The 18,777-nt window shown below is 31.2% G+C and carries 17 protein-coding genes; 6 read left to right on the forward strand and 11 right to left on the reverse strand.

The genetic code is table 11. The annotated features are described in order from the left end of the window. Nucleotide 1 precedes the first annotated feature (1 nt). From NNH57_RS10025 to NNH57_RS10035, 3 genes are all read right to left on the reverse strand, one after another. Nucleotides 2–2,377 (reverse strand): TonB-dependent receptor, encoded by a 2,376-nt coding sequence (locus NNH57_RS10025; RefSeq protein ID WP_074408946.1) that lies wholly within the window; start codon nt 2,375–2,377, stop codon nt 2–4. A 69-nt stretch (nt 2,378–2,446) separates the two neighbouring features. Beyond that, a complete protein-coding gene (locus tag NNH57_RS10030) occupies nt 2,447–3,367 on the reverse strand; it encodes a hypothetical protein (RefSeq protein ID WP_108807730.1) in 921 nt (306 codons plus the stop codon). Nucleotides 3,368–3,369: 2 nt separating this feature from the next. Continuing rightward, nucleotides 3,370–3,849, reverse strand: a complete 480-nt coding sequence (locus NNH57_RS10035; protein ID WP_108807729.1) for a glycine-rich domain-containing protein — start codon at nt 3,847–3,849, stop codon at nt 3,370–3,372. An 866-nt stretch (nt 3,850–4,715) separates the two neighbouring features. Here NNH57_RS10035 and NNH57_RS10040 point away from each other — a divergent pair. Beyond that, nucleotides 4,716–5,393 (forward strand): HAD family hydrolase, encoded by a 678-nt coding sequence (locus NNH57_RS10040; protein WP_108807728.1) that lies wholly within the window; start codon nt 4,716–4,718, stop codon nt 5,391–5,393. 266 nt (nt 5,394–5,659) lie between these two features. On the opposite strand, the gene NNH57_RS10045 is transcribed toward NNH57_RS10040, so the two are convergent. The 6 genes from NNH57_RS10045 to NNH57_RS10070 all read right to left on the reverse strand — a co-directional run bounded on the left by NNH57_RS10045 (nt 5,660) and on the right by NNH57_RS10070 (nt 12,111). After that, entirely contained in the window at nt 5,660–5,866 is a 207-nt protein-coding gene (locus NNH57_RS10045) for a tautomerase family protein (RefSeq protein WP_074408950.1), read from the reverse strand. A 137-nt stretch (nt 5,867–6,003) separates the two neighbouring features. After that, complete coding sequence (locus tag NNH57_RS10050; RefSeq protein ID WP_108807727.1) at nt 6,004–6,897, reverse strand: nuclear transport factor 2 family protein; 894 nt, start codon at nt 6,895–6,897, stop codon at nt 6,004–6,006. Between the two features lie 76 nt (nt 6,898–6,973). Next, nucleotides 6,974–8,449: an FAD-binding protein gene (locus tag NNH57_RS10055; RefSeq protein ID WP_108807726.1), complete on the reverse strand. Its 1,476-nt coding sequence runs from the start codon at nt 8,447–8,449 to the stop codon at nt 6,974–6,976. Next, nucleotides 8,446–9,279, reverse strand: a complete 834-nt coding sequence (locus NNH57_RS10060; protein WP_108807725.1) for a TauD/TfdA dioxygenase family protein — start codon at nt 9,277–9,279, stop codon at nt 8,446–8,448. The genes NNH57_RS10055 and NNH57_RS10060 overlap by 4 nt, the downstream gene beginning before the upstream one ends. Nucleotides 9,280–9,324: 45 nt before the next feature. Then, a complete protein-coding gene (locus NNH57_RS10065) occupies nt 9,325–10,344 on the reverse strand; it encodes an L-tyrosine/L-tryptophan isonitrile synthase family protein (RefSeq protein ID WP_108807724.1) in 1,020 nt (339 codons plus the stop codon). Between the two features lie 891 nt (nt 10,345–11,235). Then, nucleotides 11,236–12,111: a ParB N-terminal domain-containing protein gene (locus tag NNH57_RS10070; protein ID WP_074408955.1), complete on the reverse strand. Its 876-nt coding sequence runs from the start codon at nt 12,109–12,111 to the stop codon at nt 11,236–11,238. Between the two features lie 856 nt (nt 12,112–12,967). On the opposite strand from NNH57_RS10070, the gene NNH57_RS10075 reads away from it, so the two are divergent. Next, on the forward strand, nt 12,968–13,357 hold the full coding sequence (locus tag NNH57_RS10075; protein WP_074408956.1) for a hypothetical protein: 390 nt from the start codon (nt 12,968–12,970) through the stop codon (nt 13,355–13,357). A 145-nt stretch (nt 13,358–13,502) separates the two neighbouring features. After that, nucleotides 13,503–14,090: a YceI family protein gene (locus NNH57_RS10080; protein ID WP_108807723.1), complete on the forward strand. Its 588-nt coding sequence runs from the start codon at nt 13,503–13,505 to the stop codon at nt 14,088–14,090. A 4-nt stretch (nt 14,091–14,094) separates the two neighbouring features. On the opposite strand, the gene NNH57_RS10085 is transcribed toward NNH57_RS10080, so the two are convergent. Both NNH57_RS10085 and NNH57_RS10090 read right to left on the reverse strand, forming a co-directional pair. Further along, complete coding sequence (locus NNH57_RS10085; RefSeq protein WP_108807722.1) at nt 14,095–15,426, reverse strand: serine hydrolase domain-containing protein; 1,332 nt, start codon at nt 15,424–15,426, stop codon at nt 14,095–14,097. A gap of 63 nt (nt 15,427–15,489) precedes the next feature. Next, nucleotides 15,490–16,212 (reverse strand): helix-turn-helix domain-containing protein, encoded by a 723-nt coding sequence (locus NNH57_RS10090; protein ID WP_175392718.1) that lies wholly within the window; start codon nt 16,210–16,212, stop codon nt 15,490–15,492. Nucleotides 16,213–16,459: 247 nt separating this feature from the next. Here NNH57_RS10090 and NNH57_RS10095 point away from each other — a divergent pair, with 247 nt between their 5' ends. Genes NNH57_RS10095 through NNH57_RS10105 form a run of 3 tightly spaced genes read left to right on the forward strand, consistent with a single transcriptional unit; the run spans nt 16,460 to nt 18,504 of the window. Then, nucleotides 16,460–17,314: a sigma factor-like helix-turn-helix DNA-binding protein gene (locus tag NNH57_RS10095; protein ID WP_108807721.1), complete on the forward strand. Its 855-nt coding sequence runs from the start codon at nt 16,460–16,462 to the stop codon at nt 17,312–17,314. A 53-nt stretch (nt 17,315–17,367) separates the two neighbouring features. Beyond that, entirely contained in the window at nt 17,368–17,982 is a 615-nt protein-coding gene (locus NNH57_RS10100) for an FMN-dependent NADH-azoreductase (RefSeq protein ID WP_074408961.1), read from the forward strand. A 6-nt stretch (nt 17,983–17,988) separates the two neighbouring features. Further along, complete coding sequence (locus NNH57_RS10105) at nt 17,989–18,504, forward strand: cupin domain-containing protein (RefSeq protein WP_108807720.1); 516 nt, start codon at nt 17,989–17,991, stop codon at nt 18,502–18,504. Nucleotides 18,505–18,777 lie beyond the last annotated feature (273 nt).

An 18,777-nucleotide genomic window follows, 5' to 3' on the forward strand; every position in this document is an offset into this window, starting at 1 on the left:
ATTATGATTTAAATAGTGAGGTTTTTAATTTAATATGCCATGATCTTCCTGGTTTTTGAACTCCAAAATTATCATAGGCTTGTTGATCAAATATGTTGTGAGTTTCGAGAGTTACAGTATATTGCTTATGCTTTCCTGTGTATGCAATCCCTATATTATGAAGCCATTGAGTTGGTACGACTAGTTTATCTTCTTTTCGTCCATCAATCTCCCAATATCTAAAAAATTCTTCTACATAACGGGTAGACCACCATACTTGTAATTGGTCATTAGGTTTCATCAAACTATCTCTGATAATTTGAATTTCTCCGTTTCCGAACAGGTACGGTTTATTTGGTAATCGAGCCCCAAAATAGCGATCATTAGATACTCCTGAAGCTTCTTTTTTGGATCGGTTTCGTAAATCCTGAAAAGTGCCATTTAGTGTAATATTTAACCATGATAATGGCCGCATGCTAATTTCGCCTTCGACTCCTATAATTCTTGTTTTTAATAAATTTTGATAGGTACTCAAAACAGGAGGAGGAACTGCTTGAAGTATAATAATATTCTCTATTTCTCTAAAAAAACCATTAGCTTCTACACTCCATGTTTCTTTTTTAAAACTCCCACCAAGATTAATATTATGACTTCTTTCGGGTTTTAAATTAGGATTGGCCGCTACTGCGACACTAAAATCTCCTAAAGTTTCAATTCTATCTGGTAACCTTGTGGCATACTCATAAGATAGTTTACTTAAAAAATTGCGATTAGGTCTCCAGGAAAAGGATTGACTTCCTCCAAATTCTGTATTTTGCTGTTCTATCTCATCGATTTCATTATTTTCAATTTCAAAACCTTTTGCGTTATAGTGATATAATTTTACAGCACTGTGACTTACTATTTTTTTATCCAGAAAATCTTTTTCCAGACCTATCCCACTAACAATTTTATTGATATACACAGGGTTTTTATAGTAATCATTTCCATAAAACGCAGCTGCAACGGGATCTTCTCCTGATCGTTCAAAAAAGGAAGCCACACCATTAAAGAGAATGCGTGAAGTAGTATTGGCATTATATTGAAGATTAATTCTTCCCGAAATATTATCCCCGGTAAGTTTTAATTTATTTTGAGAAGGTGTGATCTCACCTCCAGAGGTTCTCTGCCCAATAACTTCTCCTCTCCAATTGTATATATTAAGTGTTGTATCATTAAAATTGGTAATGATTCTATTGTACCCTATGTAAAGATTAGCATCAAGATTTTTTATAAGATCTTTTTTTTCATATTGTAATGCATTATTATGTACAGAAACTTTGTTAAGTGCTTCTCCATAAGGTTGTCTCATTTCGAAATTATGCTGAATCTCATCATATAAATTTGCATAAGAAAAATTGAGTGCTATATAATCTGCCCAGGATTGGTCTATCAACCCTACATCACCTTTTATCATATAACTTCTAAAAGCATCATGAAATTTTTTTGCAGAAATTGATTCCGGATTACCTTGTTCATTAATAAGTGTTACATCGTTTAGTCTGTAATTATTATCTGAATACGTATAATACCCTGTTAACCCAGCTGTTAAACCAGAGGGCATTACTTTTCTCGCATTTACTGTTGCCTGCCATGTATTAAATGAACTATACGCTACAGATGTGTCAAAAAAATCATACTTCTCTTTTCTTGTAACTATATTAATAGCACCTCCTAATGCATCTGCTCCCATACTTACAGGAACTGCACCTTTATATACTTCCATTCGTTTAATAAGGTTAACAGGAAGCATAGCCAGAGAGGGGCCTATTCCTAACTCTTCTACTGGAAGTAAAAAATCCATAGGAACTCCATTCACAAATAGTTTTACTTGCCTGCCGCTTAACCCTTGAATAGATACTTCGGTGGCATTTCCAACTCCCCCACTCTGTCTTATCTGTACTCCCGGTACTGTACTTAAAAGATCAGATGTAGTGACAGATCTATTATTAAGTTTTTTGGCTTCTATAACAGATACTGTTGTTGTGCTATTTCTAATTTTTGTCGCTTCAGATGTACTTAATAGTGTTACTTCACTTAATTCATCAAGTTGTTTAGCTAGGCGAATTGTTACTTTTATTTTGGGTTGATTTTTAAGTAGTGTTATCGTTTTTTGTTGCGTTTGGTATCCTATATGAGATATTACAATTTGGTAGTCCCCTGATCTTAAATGTTCTATCCTAAAAGTACCTGAATCATCGGATACAGTACTTTTATTCATTTCAGGAATATATATATGGGCAGTAGATAAAGGAGTTCCTTTTTCGTTGGTTATCGTACCAGAAATTACTCCTTCCTGACCTATAGAAATGATTGGGATTAGTAAAAAAACAATTATAAGATATGAGATATATTGCATATAGAAGTGGTAGACGATTTATTGTATTTAAGTATGTATTCTGGTTTTTTAAGAATAGAATGTCATTTTTTATAAAGTAATTTCCTGAATCAATTCTTCTGAACTCATTTCCTCAAAAATTACTTTTTCTTTCTCAGACATTTGATCTTTATGAAGTAATCCATTTGATCTATCCCATAACTGCTTTGTTTCGGCAGTTAATTGATAGGCTTCATCTATATCTTTTTTTAGCAAACAGGTTAATCCATCATTTTTACGTAATTCGAGTATTTGTTGGTTTCGTAATAGATAAGATGATGATAAATTGGTTAGAGAGATCACTTCTCTTTCTTCATTGTATAATAGAAATTCTTGATCCGAAGAAAGCTCTAGCGTTGTTTCTTGTAGCGGTTCGATTTCAAAAACACGTACTTTAGTTTCTAATTCTTCTTGTGTATTTTGATAACATTCAACAATTTTTACAGGAGTCTTCTCTGGTGAATGATTCATAATTACAGCTTTCTTTTTTTCACCTTCTATAATCTTATCCAATGTTATTTTTTCAACAAAAAAGAAATCATCAGCTGCGGTTTTAGAATGCTTTATTTCTCCAGAACTATGTACTTCTGAAACAAGGGTGTATTTCCCTAAAGGTGCATCCTTAGGAATTGTGTATGTAAAATAATAATGTCTTCCGGATTGAATATTCTTGAGTATTTGTATTAATCGTTCTCTTTTACAAGCTCCGCTCAAATAATCTGCTAATAACAGTAACGGAACATTTTTATTTAAATATTTAAGTGTTTGTTTTTCCTGTTTTGTTTCTTCGTTTATAGGGTCTGGTAATCCTAAAACATGTTCTTCAAAAAGCATCGTAACATTTCCGTTAGGGTCTTTAACACCAATTCTAACCCAAGGAAACACATGTACATTTTTTAAGGCAGAGATATTAAAGTTCCAGTGAATAGTAACGGTCTTACCAGGGATAGCTCTTTTTGGAAAAATACTCATGACTATTTTCTTAATGCTTTAAGCTGTTCTTTACTATATTGGCTTGCATACTGCCTGAACCATTTTTCAACTGTTTTTTCGCCCAAATAATCATAGGTCACAGATAGTAAAAACTCTAACTTTTTTAAATACTCTTGTTTAGCTTTTTCCGGGTCTTTCATCATATTTCTTTTACGATCTTCTTTTTCCTTTTTTGAAGCAGGAACATGATGAAAATAAGCTGTGTTAAAGTACTCCTTACTAAACTCGTGATATTGAGGAGTAAAAAGAATCATATTATGCCACATTTCGTCGATAATCAGAAGATCATCTGGTATAAAAACTCCTGGAATCTGACTTATAAATAGAAATTTGAGGGTTTCATTAAAAATGTCCCGTACTTCTTCGGTTTCTAACTGGTACATATCATTAAACCTCGAAATAATGTCTTCGTTTCTAAACTCAAGAATATTTGCTAGCTGTTTTTTATCTAATTTTTTCATGGTTAAAATGTTTCCTTAAAACGGTAGTACGACAAATCGCACTACCGCAATACAATGTCTACAATGTAGATGAACAATGTCCACAGTTACTACAATGCGTACCTCCAACTGGATTTGCTGATTTTTCGGCCAGAATCTGAGAGATTAGTGCTTCTTTGTTAATTTTCATGATTACATAAATTAAGATTATACCTACTCTATTTTTTAAGGTTTTCGGCTCGCCCTTTGTTGCAACAGTGTTGCAAGATAGAGAACCTGTTTTTCAGAAGCAACAATGTTGCATTTAAAGAAATGTTAAAAAAATGATTTCAATTGTTAATGGCTTAGTCCCATTTTTTGGTGAGTTTTCGAAACTTTATGTTATTAACTCGATCGATGAAATCTAGCAAATACCCTAATGATGAATCCATTATCTTAGTGTATTCTTCGTTTTGATTATGTCAAATTTTAATACATTTAAATTAGGTTATCAAAGCTCTTTATAATTTTAGATCTATACTTTTTGAGAATACATTGAGGGAATTAATTTTATTTGTAGGATTGAAATATGTTAATTGGTTTATATAAATAAAGTTTTAGTAATACATGCAGATAATGATTTAAAATTTCTATTATAAAACATATGGTTCTTGTACTAAAATGTTAATGTAAATCGTTAGATTTTACTTCTATTTTTTTTAAGATTTCTAATACTTTATTATAATTTGCTCTAAAGTTGTGCGTTAATTACAATTAATCAACTTTTAGTGGTTTGCATAATTTTTCTAAACACGCAACAGGTTAAAATAACACTTAATAATAACCGCAAATAACTTATTATCAATCTATTAGCATTATTTAAATTTTTAAAAAACAACATTCACAGTATGCAAATTAAAAAACAATACAAGGGGATAATTTTTGATTTAGACGGAACCCTTTTAAATACATTAGGAACATATAGTCATATCATGAATGAGCTTTTGGAAAAAAATAAATTTCCGATTCATACCATGAAAAACTATCGTGAATTTATTGGAAACGGAGCAAAAAACTTTGTAACCCTATCCGTTCCTTCTGAGCATAGAACTGAAGAATTGATAGCGCATTTACTCCATGAGTTCCATTTGCAATATGAAAATTTATACACTCAACATTCTGAAGCATATGCTGGCATAATGGATGTATTAATAGATTTACAATCTGCCGGAATAACACTCGCTCTATTATCTAACAAATTACATGATTTAACTCTTAAATGTGCAAGCCATTTTTTTCCAGATATCAAATTCAGTCATATTATAGGTCAGTCTGATAAATACAAAAAACCAGACCCCAGTGGGGTTTTGGATCTATCGAAATTATTAAAAATCCCTCTGGATCAATTAGTATTTGTTGGTGATACAGACGTTGATATAATCACAGCTCAAAATGCGGGTGTTGATAGTATTGCAGTAACATGGGGATTTAGAGATGAAAAAAACCTGGTATCCTTATCTCCTAATTACATGATAAGAAGTCCAAAAGAACTCATAGAATTCCTGCCATTTTCTAAACAAATTTAAACAACCCTAACACATTTTTTAGGAATATGATATTCTTTCTTCTTGATAATACATCAAATAAACTTTAAATCTTCTCAAAAAAAGAGCTTTATTTAGCTGTATCAGATTGTGATACAGCTAAATAAAGCTCTTTTTGGGCACAAAACTACTATAGAAGTCGAACTAGAATTTTATCACTTAAAAATATAGTATAAGTCTCAAAAAATGTCCTACTTGTACTCGTAAATCTCTACCTTGCTGAAAAGTCCTTATGCTAGGAGCTATTGCTAGTTACTGGTTTTATTAATTATTTTTAGCTCTCTTACTGTCTTCCCTCCAACGGCCATGTCATCATCCGGGATTTCTTTTATTGAAACTAGGAATAATTTTTTTGGAACACCTGTAATATCTGCAGATATTTCTGTTAATTGTTCAATTAGTTTCTGCTTAATTTCTTTTTCGAGTTTAGTTGATTCAAATGATATGTATGGCATATTGTTTAGGTTTTTGCTTTAGAATAAAACGGTTTATATTAAGTTTCTATTTTGTCTTTCGAACTATACTTTGCCTATTATTTTTGTACCTCCTGCCCGCTTTTAGATTGGCATTAAAAATCGAATCTTTGGTATTTTTACTTACATGCATTTAGGGATGATACCATCTTAAAGTTAAACATAGTATTGTTATTAGCAAGGTTTTGGGTTTGGATATCTTGATAAATGCTCCAATGTGCTACGATCTTTTCTTCTTCTAATCTAAACAGATCATATAATGCAGAATTTTTTCTGGCAAAAACTCCTTCACTAATGGATAGAACAAAGTTTCCTTCTCCAAAAACGGCATGCTGTTTTTTATAACGAGGAAAAAGTGATTCATCTTGAATTGCATGAATAAGATTCTGAACTCCATCTGCCAGTGCTACATTATGTTGATGAAAATTAGTTTGAAAAAAATTTGGTATGGTTTCTACTATCGTTTCTACATTTTTGTTTGTTAGCGTACTAAATAGCTCGGTGATTATAGATTTATTACTTTCTGTTTTCTTTAGGTCCTTTATTTTGGTCTCACCGTCAAATAAAGATCTACCAGATAAGTTTGGGGGAGCTATTGCTGTCATAACATTCCAGTGTTCGGCAATTAAGCCATGGTAATCAAAACGAATGATATGAAAAGCTACTGCCTCATTAAACCCAAAAGGAGTAGCATTTATCCATTTGTGATGCATAATTATGTGCTGATCATCTTCTAACATGCGTATATTTTCAATTTTACTACCATACTCTTTTAATTTAGGTATCATAGAAATAAAAGCTGCTCTTCCCGACGGAACCCTAGGATTGTGTTGGATATAGTTTTCATGAACCATTTCCTTTATTATTGATTCATTGTACTGGCTAACCGCAGTATGATACGCTTTAGCCTTTTCTTTATTGTTCATATACTTTTTCTTTATAAGTTGATCTACATTTTTGTATGTGGTTAAATTAAAAATTGCAGCAATGAGATATATTAACCCGTTGTGCATTTGAGATGCTTTAATTCAAAATTTGTCAATTCGAGAGGCTATTCTGAAAAACCACTCGAATTGACACTCTTTTTAGTTACACCATTAATGAGACACTATTTTTTGAATATTTACGAACAAGGTCTTTAATTAAGGAATCTGTTTGGTCTAGTGAACCAACAGATTCGATATAAGAATCAGGTCTAACCAAAATAGTCTGATCCTTATAGTATTTACTATCTGTCCAAAATCCATGTTGCGAATCATTGGAATGAATTTGTATTACTTTCACAAAATCTGGTAATTCTAAATCTATTTTTTGATTGCCAAAATAAAGAAGCGTAAACCTGGTATAATCAAGAAGGGAGTACAATTGATTTTTCTTTTCTCCCTGATTCACTTCGATATCATAAATTCTTGTTCCCGCCATTCCATTCTCACTATAGCGAATGCCCATACCTGTAATATTTCCTGCTCTCTTTTCTACAATCTTAACATAATCTTTTGCATGGGTACCAGAGTTTGAATATTTTGTAGAACGCACAAGTTCTCCAGAACTCTGAATTACACTAAGAGCAACTGGTTTTCTCTCGGTTTCATATAAATTGAGCAGACTTTGATCAGCACCATGATTTTTTATCATATTCAATTTCCAAATTAAGTTAAATGAATCCGCCAGGCCGGTATTTAAACCTTGCCCTCCATTCACAGAGTGAATATGGCAAGCATCTCCGGCTAGAATTACACGGTCTTGAATAAGATAGTTTTCTGCAACAGATTCTTTTACAGAAAATTGAGAAAACCAAACCAGCTCTTTTATCTTAACTGTATGTGGTGACATCGCGAAATTAATTTTTTCCATAGCATCTTCTATAACAAAATCTTTGCGATCCATTCTGATATAGAACCTATCAATATTTCCTTCCCTGGGAATCCAGGCAACATCTGATGTTTCTGATTGGAAAACTATAATTTCGGGAACTTTTGTAAAATCAGTTTCGAATACAGCATCAATTACTGCCCATACAATTTGAGGCCGTGTAATCTCGAAAGGTATATCGAAGTAATTACGAACAAAAGAATGAGAGCCATCTGCTCCTATAAGATAATCTGATTTTATTACATCTCCATTAGAAAGAGTACTGATACACCCCTCTTCTGTAACCTGAATATCTTCTAATGTTGTTTGTCTTACTACAGGTGCATTAATTGATGTAAGTTTTTCATCTAAGAGTTTCTCTACAAATGCTTGTCCCAGCATCAAAAAATGTTTGTGAAAACAACCTTCAAGCTCATCCCACCAATACGATTGTCGTGATACAAACTTTCCCTTTTCCCATATCGAACTTGTATTACAAGGCAAGCCCAGAGGATAGAGTTCTTTAAATAAGTCAGCAACTTCAAGTAGTTGTAGTGTTCTCGCATTAAGAGCATCTGCTCTTCCTACTTCTAGCGGGCCTTCAGATTTATCTATAATGATTGTTTTTAATCCCGAGAGCTCTGCTAGATATGCACAAGCTAGCCCAACCGGTCCGGCTCCTACAATAAAAATATCTGTTTCTTTTGTTATCATTTTGTATATATAAGATGTGGATTATCTGGTGTTTTCCCTAGTAATTGTACTCTTCTAAGGTGTCTGGGAGCGCCTTTGGTAAAAGGTTCGCGACCATGTAATAAAGTGCTATTATCAGAAAATACAATATCTCCTGTTTCCCATCGATGGGTATAGAGATATTCTGGAGCGTAGAGCGTTTTATTAAGATTTTGAAGAAAATCTCCGATTTCCTGTTTTGGAATCCCCTCGACTTCAAAGCCTGGATGATTAACAAACGATTCATCGCTATGATTTGGAGGTTCACAATAGCGAATTACAGAGTACTCTTTTTCCTGGTGTTTATTAAGGAGCGGAGCAATCGTTTTGCTATCATAAAACTCCATTTTTCGTGAATACACACAACTTACTTTACTCCAAGATTCTTTAGTATTTTCTGAGACTTCTTCTAAAATCATTTTTGTATTGGTAAAAGTTGTTCCTCCTCCATTATCAATTCCAGGAGAACTTACACAATGAAATACTTGCGTCTCGGGAACTTGTTTACGATACATACCATCCCAATGAAGAGGAATATAAGTATTGTCAAAAATATGGTCTCCGGGATTATCCTGAACAACAAGTTCCAGAACTTTTCCGAAAGGCCACAAACAAATTTCTCCGAATTTTTCGCAATAGTCAGAGAAATCTTCGGCGCTGTCAAAACTCTGAAACCCTCTCAAAACAATTAGATGTTCTTTTGATAGCACACTTTTCAGTTCATTTATATCTAAATCCCGAATATCTTCCTTTCCGTTAATGGGCTCAATTAATAAACCAAATGGATTTAATTTTGTGGTTCTAAAATTCATATTTTACTCTTTTAACTTTGTTTTTCTAAACTAGTATTCTACACCCTAATTTTGAGGCATCAATTCGTAGTGGCTAGAGTGTCCGTTTTCGTCCTGAACTAATTTTGCATTTAACTTTTTAACTTCCCGGTGCTTCATAAGTACAAATTCGTTACCAGTATGTACAGCGACTGCGTGCCAGGGCGTCATCCATGTTTCCCTTCCCAGAAGTTGAATTCCAATTTTTTTAGAACCACAGATCTGAGGGTGTATCGATAGGCGTATTGCTTCGGGAAATTTTTCTGCAATCAAATCGGTCCAGGCATTACTTCTTATAATTGCCTGATACGCTTTTACTTTACATTCTTTTTGAATTGAGCTTTTAGATCTTGTTTGTCCAGGAAACATTAAATCTTCAACAAGAAAACGTGTAAGCCCGAGGTACATACGATTAGCTTCTTTTTCTTCTGCATTGCTCGATCTTGCCCCTCCATTTTTTACTTTATCTTTTAAGCTATCCAGATCTTGTCCATACTTTTTTACAAGCTCATAACGGGCTTGATCAAAATCACTTTTAATATCTATATCATCAAGGTTAAAAGTAGAAAGCGCTGTAAGGTTTAACTCTTCAATAAGGCGATCAATTTCAATTTGATAAGAAGTTACATGCTTTTCAGAAATCCCTACAATATCGCTAAAAACTCTACCATCAGAACATATAATTAACTCTGCTCCTGGCTCGTAAATACTTTGAATTTGTTGACAGAGATCATTTAAAAATGTAAGAGCTTGCTTTTCTGCCATGTCAGGAAGATACCCTAAAACTTTTGCCGGATTAGGAGATTTACCAGGAAATGCCGGTAAGACAAATCTAATTTTCTTTTTTTGCTTAATGGCCATAGAAACTTTATCCAAGTGTGGATTGTGACAACTTAAGCATGCAGGAGAATCGCAGCTATCTTCGGATACCATCATTCGCCGAAATTGCATGACTTTGGTTAAAATATTTCTCGCTTGATCTGTAACTTGGTCAGAGTGACTAGATGATGTGTAAGGTTTACTTAGTTCATTATCTAAAATTTTCATAATAAGGTTTTAAGAATTAATTTTCTATTTTACGTGTCGATTTCTCTCATCTTAATTTTTTTAATGTATGCTCATCATGGCATATATAACACTCTATACAGAAAGGATATTCATATCCTAATCAGTAAGGTGTATGCATATGCTCTCCTTCTACAATCATTTTTTAACGATAGCTAATCCTTCTTAAACCTCTTTTACAATGGCAAAGACTTATTCTCTTGCAAATAGAGCTTTGGTTTCACTATTTTCAAGAATATTTACTATTTCTTGGCACTACCAAATACGATCTGATATCACCAATGTTATTTTTTAAAACGCAATTCTTGATTGCAGTCTTATATTTTCTGCAATTCATACATTAGCCGTACGATTCGAATTAAATCAAAACGATAAAATGTTGTCTCTTCTTCATAAAGAAAAGCAACCTTGTTCCTAAACTATTTAATCTAATAACAGGAAGCCTCTGCTATTGTCTAAACACCATACATTTTTTAGTATACATACTATAATTTTTATGTACTAAACTCATCTTTATTGAACGTATGAGTATATCTCTAAATCAATATTTACTAAATATTAAAACGTTGCATATCTTATAAGATCGTCTTATCAAGGCCATCTTTTTTGAATCTAACTTTTATAAAAATCATTATACAAGATTATATTTAGTGATTTTTATTTTTCTAATTAGTGATTAGTATTCGATAACAAAACGATATATTTTTAATCAAACATGCTATATTTTATAACCTAGCATGGTGTATTTACCTGTTATTTTTTATAAATATAGTTGAATTTTTAACTATAAAAAATTCTCTTGGTGCTTTTGCAACCGCTACCAGAATATAACTCGTTTTCTATTATAATAGTATAACAGCTCACAAAAATATTTTAATTTATATCTGTAAGTATTTCGGTTTCCAATTTTTCTATAAGGGTTTTTAATTCCTGAATAGCATTTATATCTTTTTTATCAATTGCCATATTAATTGCAGATATAATCCTTCCTTTTATTAATTTAAGTCTATCATTTTTTGGTAAAAATAAGGGATCTACTCCTTTAACAAATTCGATATTTCCTTTTTCACTATTATCTAATTCATCTAATTTGTTTTCTATATTTTGCAAGACGTCTTCTTGCGAAACTTTTATTTTATGTCTCAAATCAGATTCGTTAATAATAACCCAGTCTTCTATTCCTTTTACCTTAAGTAAAGTGTATAAATCTGATTTCTTAATTTTTATTTTCCCCGACAATATCTGGTTTTTGAGCTTATTATTGGTTATCCCAATAAGGTCAATAGCTTTAGCAAATCTAGAGTCTCTTTTGATAGTACTTTCGCTTACTTTATATTGTTCTGCAAGTATTTTGGATGTTGAAGGTTCAATTTGACCCTTCGAAAGAATATTAGCATACCCTCCTTTTTTTTTCTTGACACTTAGATATTTAAGTCCTCTATAATAACTCAATTGATCGGGGTTAAGATTTCTTCGTCCTAGTTGATGATTTATCATCCACGACTTCACTTCTTCTATCGAAGAAAAAGAAAACTTGCTTATTCTATAATCTATCTCGTTTTCTTGGCAAATTTTATGCCGATTATGTCCATCTATTAATACTAAATCATCTTCTCGCTCCCAAACCGACAATGCTTCTTTACATCCTTCTAAAAGAATATTTTCTTTTAATTGTTTAAATTCTTCTTTAGATAATGGTACAATAAACTCTTCTAATTCTTTTAAAACTCTAATATTCTCTTTGTTCATTTTTTATTTTGAGTTATTTAAAAAGTGTTCTTAGTTTATATCTTCATCTTGTTTAACGAGACCTAACTAACCATAATTCATTTCATATTAAAAAAAGCAAGTTCACATCAATATTAACTACTATATTTCAATACATTAGCAAGTTTCAGAAATAAAAAACAGGCTTCCCTTTACATAACGAGATTAGTTTTGATTTTTTGAAATCCATAAAGGATTATAAGTACTCCTGTTTCAAAACTCAAAATTATAAACCTATATCTGTAGTATAAAACAAAGATATAATAGAATTAGAGATTATCCCATATTTACCATTAATTGTTCCATATCTACCATTGGTTAAATCCTATTTATCACTATAAAACCTTGATTTCTATTCCAAAAACTAATCTCTTTTGAGATGATCAACATGAAATAGCACAGAATTTCTACAAACACATCATACGTTTTAACCTACAAAAACTCAAAGCTTTTTCTTACAAAATAGTCATTAAGTTGTCATTGCTATAAAACCACAAAATAATTACGTTATCAATAAATGTGAAACAATAATGGCACAAAAGTGCAATACAAATCATCTTGATCTTTATATTTTAGTCTTCAATTAACTTTTAAAACCTAAAAAATGACATATACCAGATTTTATATTTGTAGCACTTATTCTTTAGTTATAATGAACTAATTAATAACTTTTCTAGAACAAGAAAAATATACCTCAACCCAATTTTATTGGCCTAAACAACATATGAAGATTTTGATAAATTAATAAAAGAAAAGGCTTCTTTGTTTTTTCTATTTGTGATTATTTATTAATACTCGTTCTGATATATAAAAAGGCCGTAAAACATCCTTAACTATAATGAATATTAAAGAAAAGGTTTCATTAGATTTAAAAATTAATGACAATGATCCTGATTTGATTTCGGGCTGTATAGAAATAGAGTTTCGTACAGAAAAAATAAGACATTACTTCTCTTCGATTACACTAAAAGAGACAGATTTTATTCATCTATCCTTTTTTATAGAGTGGAAAAACTGCTTATCAACATCTTGTTGTTGCTATACTGTATTTTCTGGATCTGTAAATTTAACACAGCAGCATTTTTTTGATCTAAAATGGATGTTCGTTTGTCCAAAAAACAAGTTATCTAAAGAAGGAAAATATACGCTCTATTCTAATAAAAAAAATCAATTTTCAAATTCATATCATAACAATTATGATATTCCTTTCATTGTAAATTATGGCTGAATACGTATCCTTTATGTATAGAGATTACAATGCTAAGATGTAAAGAAGTATATTGAGTAAAAATTTACATTTTTTGACACTTCTTTTACATTTTTTTTCACCAGTTACCTGACATCTGTTTTAGTTTTACAAAAAAACATCAACTATGAAAAAAATAATTCTAGTAGTGGTAATAATTTTTTTAATTCCTACAACTTATGCACAACAAGATTTAAGAATAGATACTGGTAAAAGTATTATTAATTGGCAAGGTTCTGATCTTCTAAATTTGAATACACATAATGGAACGGTAAAACTTAAAAACGGTGTTATACGTAGAAAGGGAATTCTTATTACAGGAGGAGAATTTGAAATTGATATGAATTCTATTATCAATATAGGTGATCAATATAACGAAATGTTGATCACCCATTTGAAGAGTAAAGACTTTTTTAACGTTAAAAAACATCCAATTGCTAAATTAGAAATTATTAATACCCGGTATATAAATGCTACAAATTTGGATGTAATTGCATATCTAACTATCAATGATATAAGGCACATCATACAGTATCAATCTACTATCGAAAACATCAATAATCAAGTATTGATGAAGTCTAAATTTGTAATTGATAGAACATTGTGGAAAATCAACTATAAATCCAAAAATTTCCTTATTAACCTGAAGGATGATATCATATCAAACACTATTGATTTTGAAGTATTTGTAGTAGCAAATCAGGATGGATGTTAACAGTTTATTTACCGACCTTTACTCCTTCCCATTGCACTCCCTGAAAATCCATCAGAATGTAATAATTTCCTGATTTGTTTTTTACAAATTTTATTGATTCTTCAGAAGTCTTATCGCCAAAAAACACATTTTCGCTTTCTGGATAGAGTACTCCATTATTTTGTTCTTTCTGATACAAAAACAAACTATCTTTTTCTACTTTAAGAGTAATTAAAAGATGACCAGCATCTACAAAATCATAAGTCCCCTCATATTTTTTAAGCACAAGAGGAGAAAGGTTGATCGATTTACGAAGTACTGCTTTTGGCATTTTCACCTTCTTGCTCTCAAGTATATTTTCTAAATCACTTATCAATTGCTCAAAAGGAATTTCATCATAATTTGTTAAGAAAACAATACTATAATCCTGTGAAAAGTTTCTATAGATATAGGCTCGTTTACCTCTTGTACCTCCTGCATGCGAAATACTATGATCATGAATCAAAGAGGCATGGTCTTCTTTGTTTAAGATCGTAAGAAATTGAGCCAAATCATCAACAGACGAATGTAAATTACCCATTCTTACTTCGTCCTGTAAAAAAGAATCAACACTTTTAATGTTTTTTTCATCATCGACATAATGTCCATAGGCATAGCTTTTTAAATGCCTAAGATCTGCATCAAAATTACCACCTGAACGCTTCATTTTTAACGGCTTGAAGAAATTTTCTTTCAAAAATAAAGAATACGAGCTTTTATTGGTTTTGCCTATAATATAGTATAACAACTGAAAACCTATATTAGAATACCGTATCTCAGAACCTGGCTCAAACTCTAATTTCTCTTTTGAAGCCAGAGTCACTATTTCGTCTGGAGAAAGTTCTAATGTATTAGATATTGAAGTATCAAATTCTCTGGGTAAACCCGAACTATTGTCCATAAGATGTTGAATAGTTATACGCTCTCCATTAGGAAAACCGGGCAAATATTTACCAATGGTATCACTACGGTTAATTTTACCTTCGTTTTCTAGCCGAAGTACACTTACTTTGGCAAATAATTTAGAGACAGAACGAAGATCAAATTGACTTTCTACATTTACATATAATTTAGACAGCGTATCCGAAGAGATATTATATGCTTTTCTCAAAACAGTTTTCTTGCCCTTCTTAAGTAATACCACTCCATTAAATTTCTTTAACTCGGTAAGCTTTGTCAAATACATATCGCTTTTTAGAAATAGCGAATCATTGGGCTTGTTTTCATGATCAACTTTTGAAACCTTTGTTTCTTTAGTTTTAGAACATGCTACTAAAAATATTGCTAATACTACCAGTTTTAATAAAATACGAGTCATTTTCTTTTTTATTGCAAAGCAAATACAATTAGCGTATTAAAAATTGTAAAAATGGAACCTTATCTAATGACGGAATAAAAATTCTGGTAGATCATTAAAGAATTGCATAGGTGTTACACCGCATACTTTCTTAAAATCCCTATTAAAATGTGATTGATCAAAATAATCGTATGTATAACACAGTTCGGTCATAGAAATATGTTTATTTTTAATTTTAAATTTAACCAAATCCATAATCCGTACTGTAATGATAAACTTCTTCAAACTATAAAGCACTTCTTGCTTAAAGATTCTATTTAAATATTGGCGGGTTTTTTTATATTTTTCACTCAACAGGTTTACCGATGTCATTCCTTTTACATTATAGATATACTCACAAATATCTTTTACAAAAAGGGCCGAAGAGCTAAGGATAAGGTTTTGTTCTTTTATAAAATCATCTGCTATGGTACACCTATCACTTATCAATATATCTTTAAAAAATTGCTCTTGTACTTCTAGTATGCCTGTTTTTTCCAGACTTAGGTCAATAATCCCAGAAGTATCTAAGTATGAAAAAAAATGCGCATTTGCCCATGGTTGTACCTTAATTGTAAAAAAAGTAAGTGATGTTTCAAATTTTAAAGTATAAGGAGGGGATAGATCATGAATAGTAAATACTTTAAAAGGGATAGGAAAAGTGGATTGTTTCTCTCCATACGTTAGCACACTATTACATTCTTTAAAGAAAACAAAATCATAACAACAATCATCGATCACTGGTACATACTTAACCGTTGTATCCATCTTTTTTGAAAAGTAATAATACTCTTTTATCAAGTGTTGTAAAGATAAATCAGCAAGTTCGCTTTTAATAATCATAGTATTCTAATCATTGTAAACCATCATAGCTATCAAATCTGGATGGTATATAAATTTTGTCAAAAAAAAAAATATTATCCTTTTCTGTCACATTTTTGATCTCTTAGTTGTCATCATATAATAATACATTTATATACTAAAGAAACATATTTATTCATACATTAAAAAACCAATGTTTGATTTCGACACATATCAGGAGTTTTTATTTCCATTTGCCTATAACATTCTAGGATCTACCGACGATGCAAAAGACGCTATTCAGGATACTTTAAACGCCTTTATTTTGCTTCAAAACAAAAACATAGATAATCCCAAAGCATACTTGATCAAATCGGTTATTAATACTTCGATCAATAAAAAAAAGCGTCAGAAAAAATTTGTTTCAGAAAATATCTACCTTCCAGAACCTATTGCTACCGATACCGCTGATAATGATTTATACTTAAAAGATATCGTTTCGTACTCATTATTGATTTTATTAGATCAATTAACTGTAAAAGAAAGAGCTGTTTTTGTGCTGAAAGAAGCATTTAATTATTCTCATAATGATATCGCCATAGTTCTTTCTAGCACTCCTGAGAACTCGAGAAAATTGTTAAGTCGGGCAAAGACTAAATTAAAAAAAACCAGTCAAAAGAATTTGATCTCTAAAACTAAAAATACAGAAGAATATCTTAATAATTACAGTACTGCGATACGAGAAAGAGATATCAAAAAGTTAGAGCAACTTTTTGCAAATGATATTACCATGATTGCTGATGGTGGTGACAAAATTAAGGTTCTTAGAAATTTCACCAGCGGAAAACAAAGCTGTATCAAACTGATTCTTGAAGTTTTTAATAAATTTCAATCGCTACAAAACACCAGATATATTGAAGTTAATCACCAACCAGCAATAGCCTATTTTGATAACGATATATTATCATCTTGTCAAGTATTTTCAATTAATCAAGATCAAAAAATTTATAAAATTAGTTCTGTAGTTGATCCAGAAAAACTCAAAAATATTGCAAAAAAGATATATTAGCGTCACGTTTTCATATTGTGATTTGTCATACAGGTAAATGACATATATATACCATGAAAACATTATTAAGAATTGATGCAAGCTCTAGAACGCAAGGGTCTCATTCTAGAGAATTGGCAGATTACCTCGAAACAAAATGGAGAACATTATATCCATCAGGTAAGGTTATTTATAGAGATCTTGTAACTTCTGTTATTCCGCATATACATAACACAACAATTCAAGGGTTTTATACTCCAAAAGAACGTATGTCTCAGGAATTTTTTGCAGCTACTGCTCTATCTGATGAACTAATCAAAGAATTAAATGGCGTAGATGAAATATTGATAAGTAGTCCTTTATACAACTTAAATATCCCGTCTAATCTTAAGGCATATATCGATCATGTTGTTAGAATAGATCACACTTTTGGAATACACAAAGATGGCTCTTATCATGGATTATTAAAAGATAAAAAAGCTTACCTGGCACTAGTAAAAGGAGGTACTTATGTAGGTACTGCTATGCAGGCTTATGATTTTCAGGAACCCTATCTAAAAGCAATACTACATCATATGGGGATCATGGTGAAAAACATTTTTTCTCTTGAAGGAACCAGCAAAGCAGATATTCTACAGCATAATATCACAAACATTCATAAACAAATCGATACTATTTTTAAAAACTAAAATACCATGAAAGAAGATTTTTTTAACGATACACTAGAAAATAAAGAAGTACTAATCCTGCCCGATGAAGGAGAAACATTTACTATGAATAGCATTTCTTTTACTTTTAAACTAACTAGTGAATTATCGAATGATCAATTAGGAGTTTATGAAATAGTTTTAGCACCCCGAGCCATTGGTGCCAAGTTACATTATCATAGATTTATGGACGAAACTTTTATAGTAAATAAGGGAACACTCACTCTTTTTACAGGAACTAAAGGCGATAAACATCTAATTGGTCCTGGTACTGTAGCATATGCTCCTAGATTTACCCCTCACGGATTTCAAAATGACACCGATGAAGAAGTCCGGCTTACCCTACTTTTTAATCCTTCACAAAAAAGAGAAGGTTTTTTTAGAGGGTTATATGAAACGCTTAACAGTGACACTATTGATCCTGAAAAATATTTAAAACTTTATAACAAATACGATAGTTTTCCTGTCGATACTTCTAATATGTTACCTATTAGAGATCATTAATTTTAAAGTGATTGGTCATGTTTTCACTTGTTTTCTATCTTTTGCCAGAGATGAATACATTAAAAATTGATAAAAATCGATACAATTTCATAGATTGTAATAGCAAACAGCATAAATTTGCAATATTGATTATATGTTAAGTGGTAAAAGTATTTTTGTATATGCATTTTACACAACAACAACTCAATACACTAACAAACAGATAGTTAAATTAAATAAAGAAAAATTTAACAGTAAAAAATTTGCTTTACTAGACGACTGGTCATATTTTTG

The organism is Aquimarina spinulae (genome assembly GCF_943373825.1).
Taxonomy (GTDB): domain Bacteria; phylum Bacteroidota; class Bacteroidia; order Flavobacteriales; family Flavobacteriaceae; genus Aquimarina; species Aquimarina spinulae.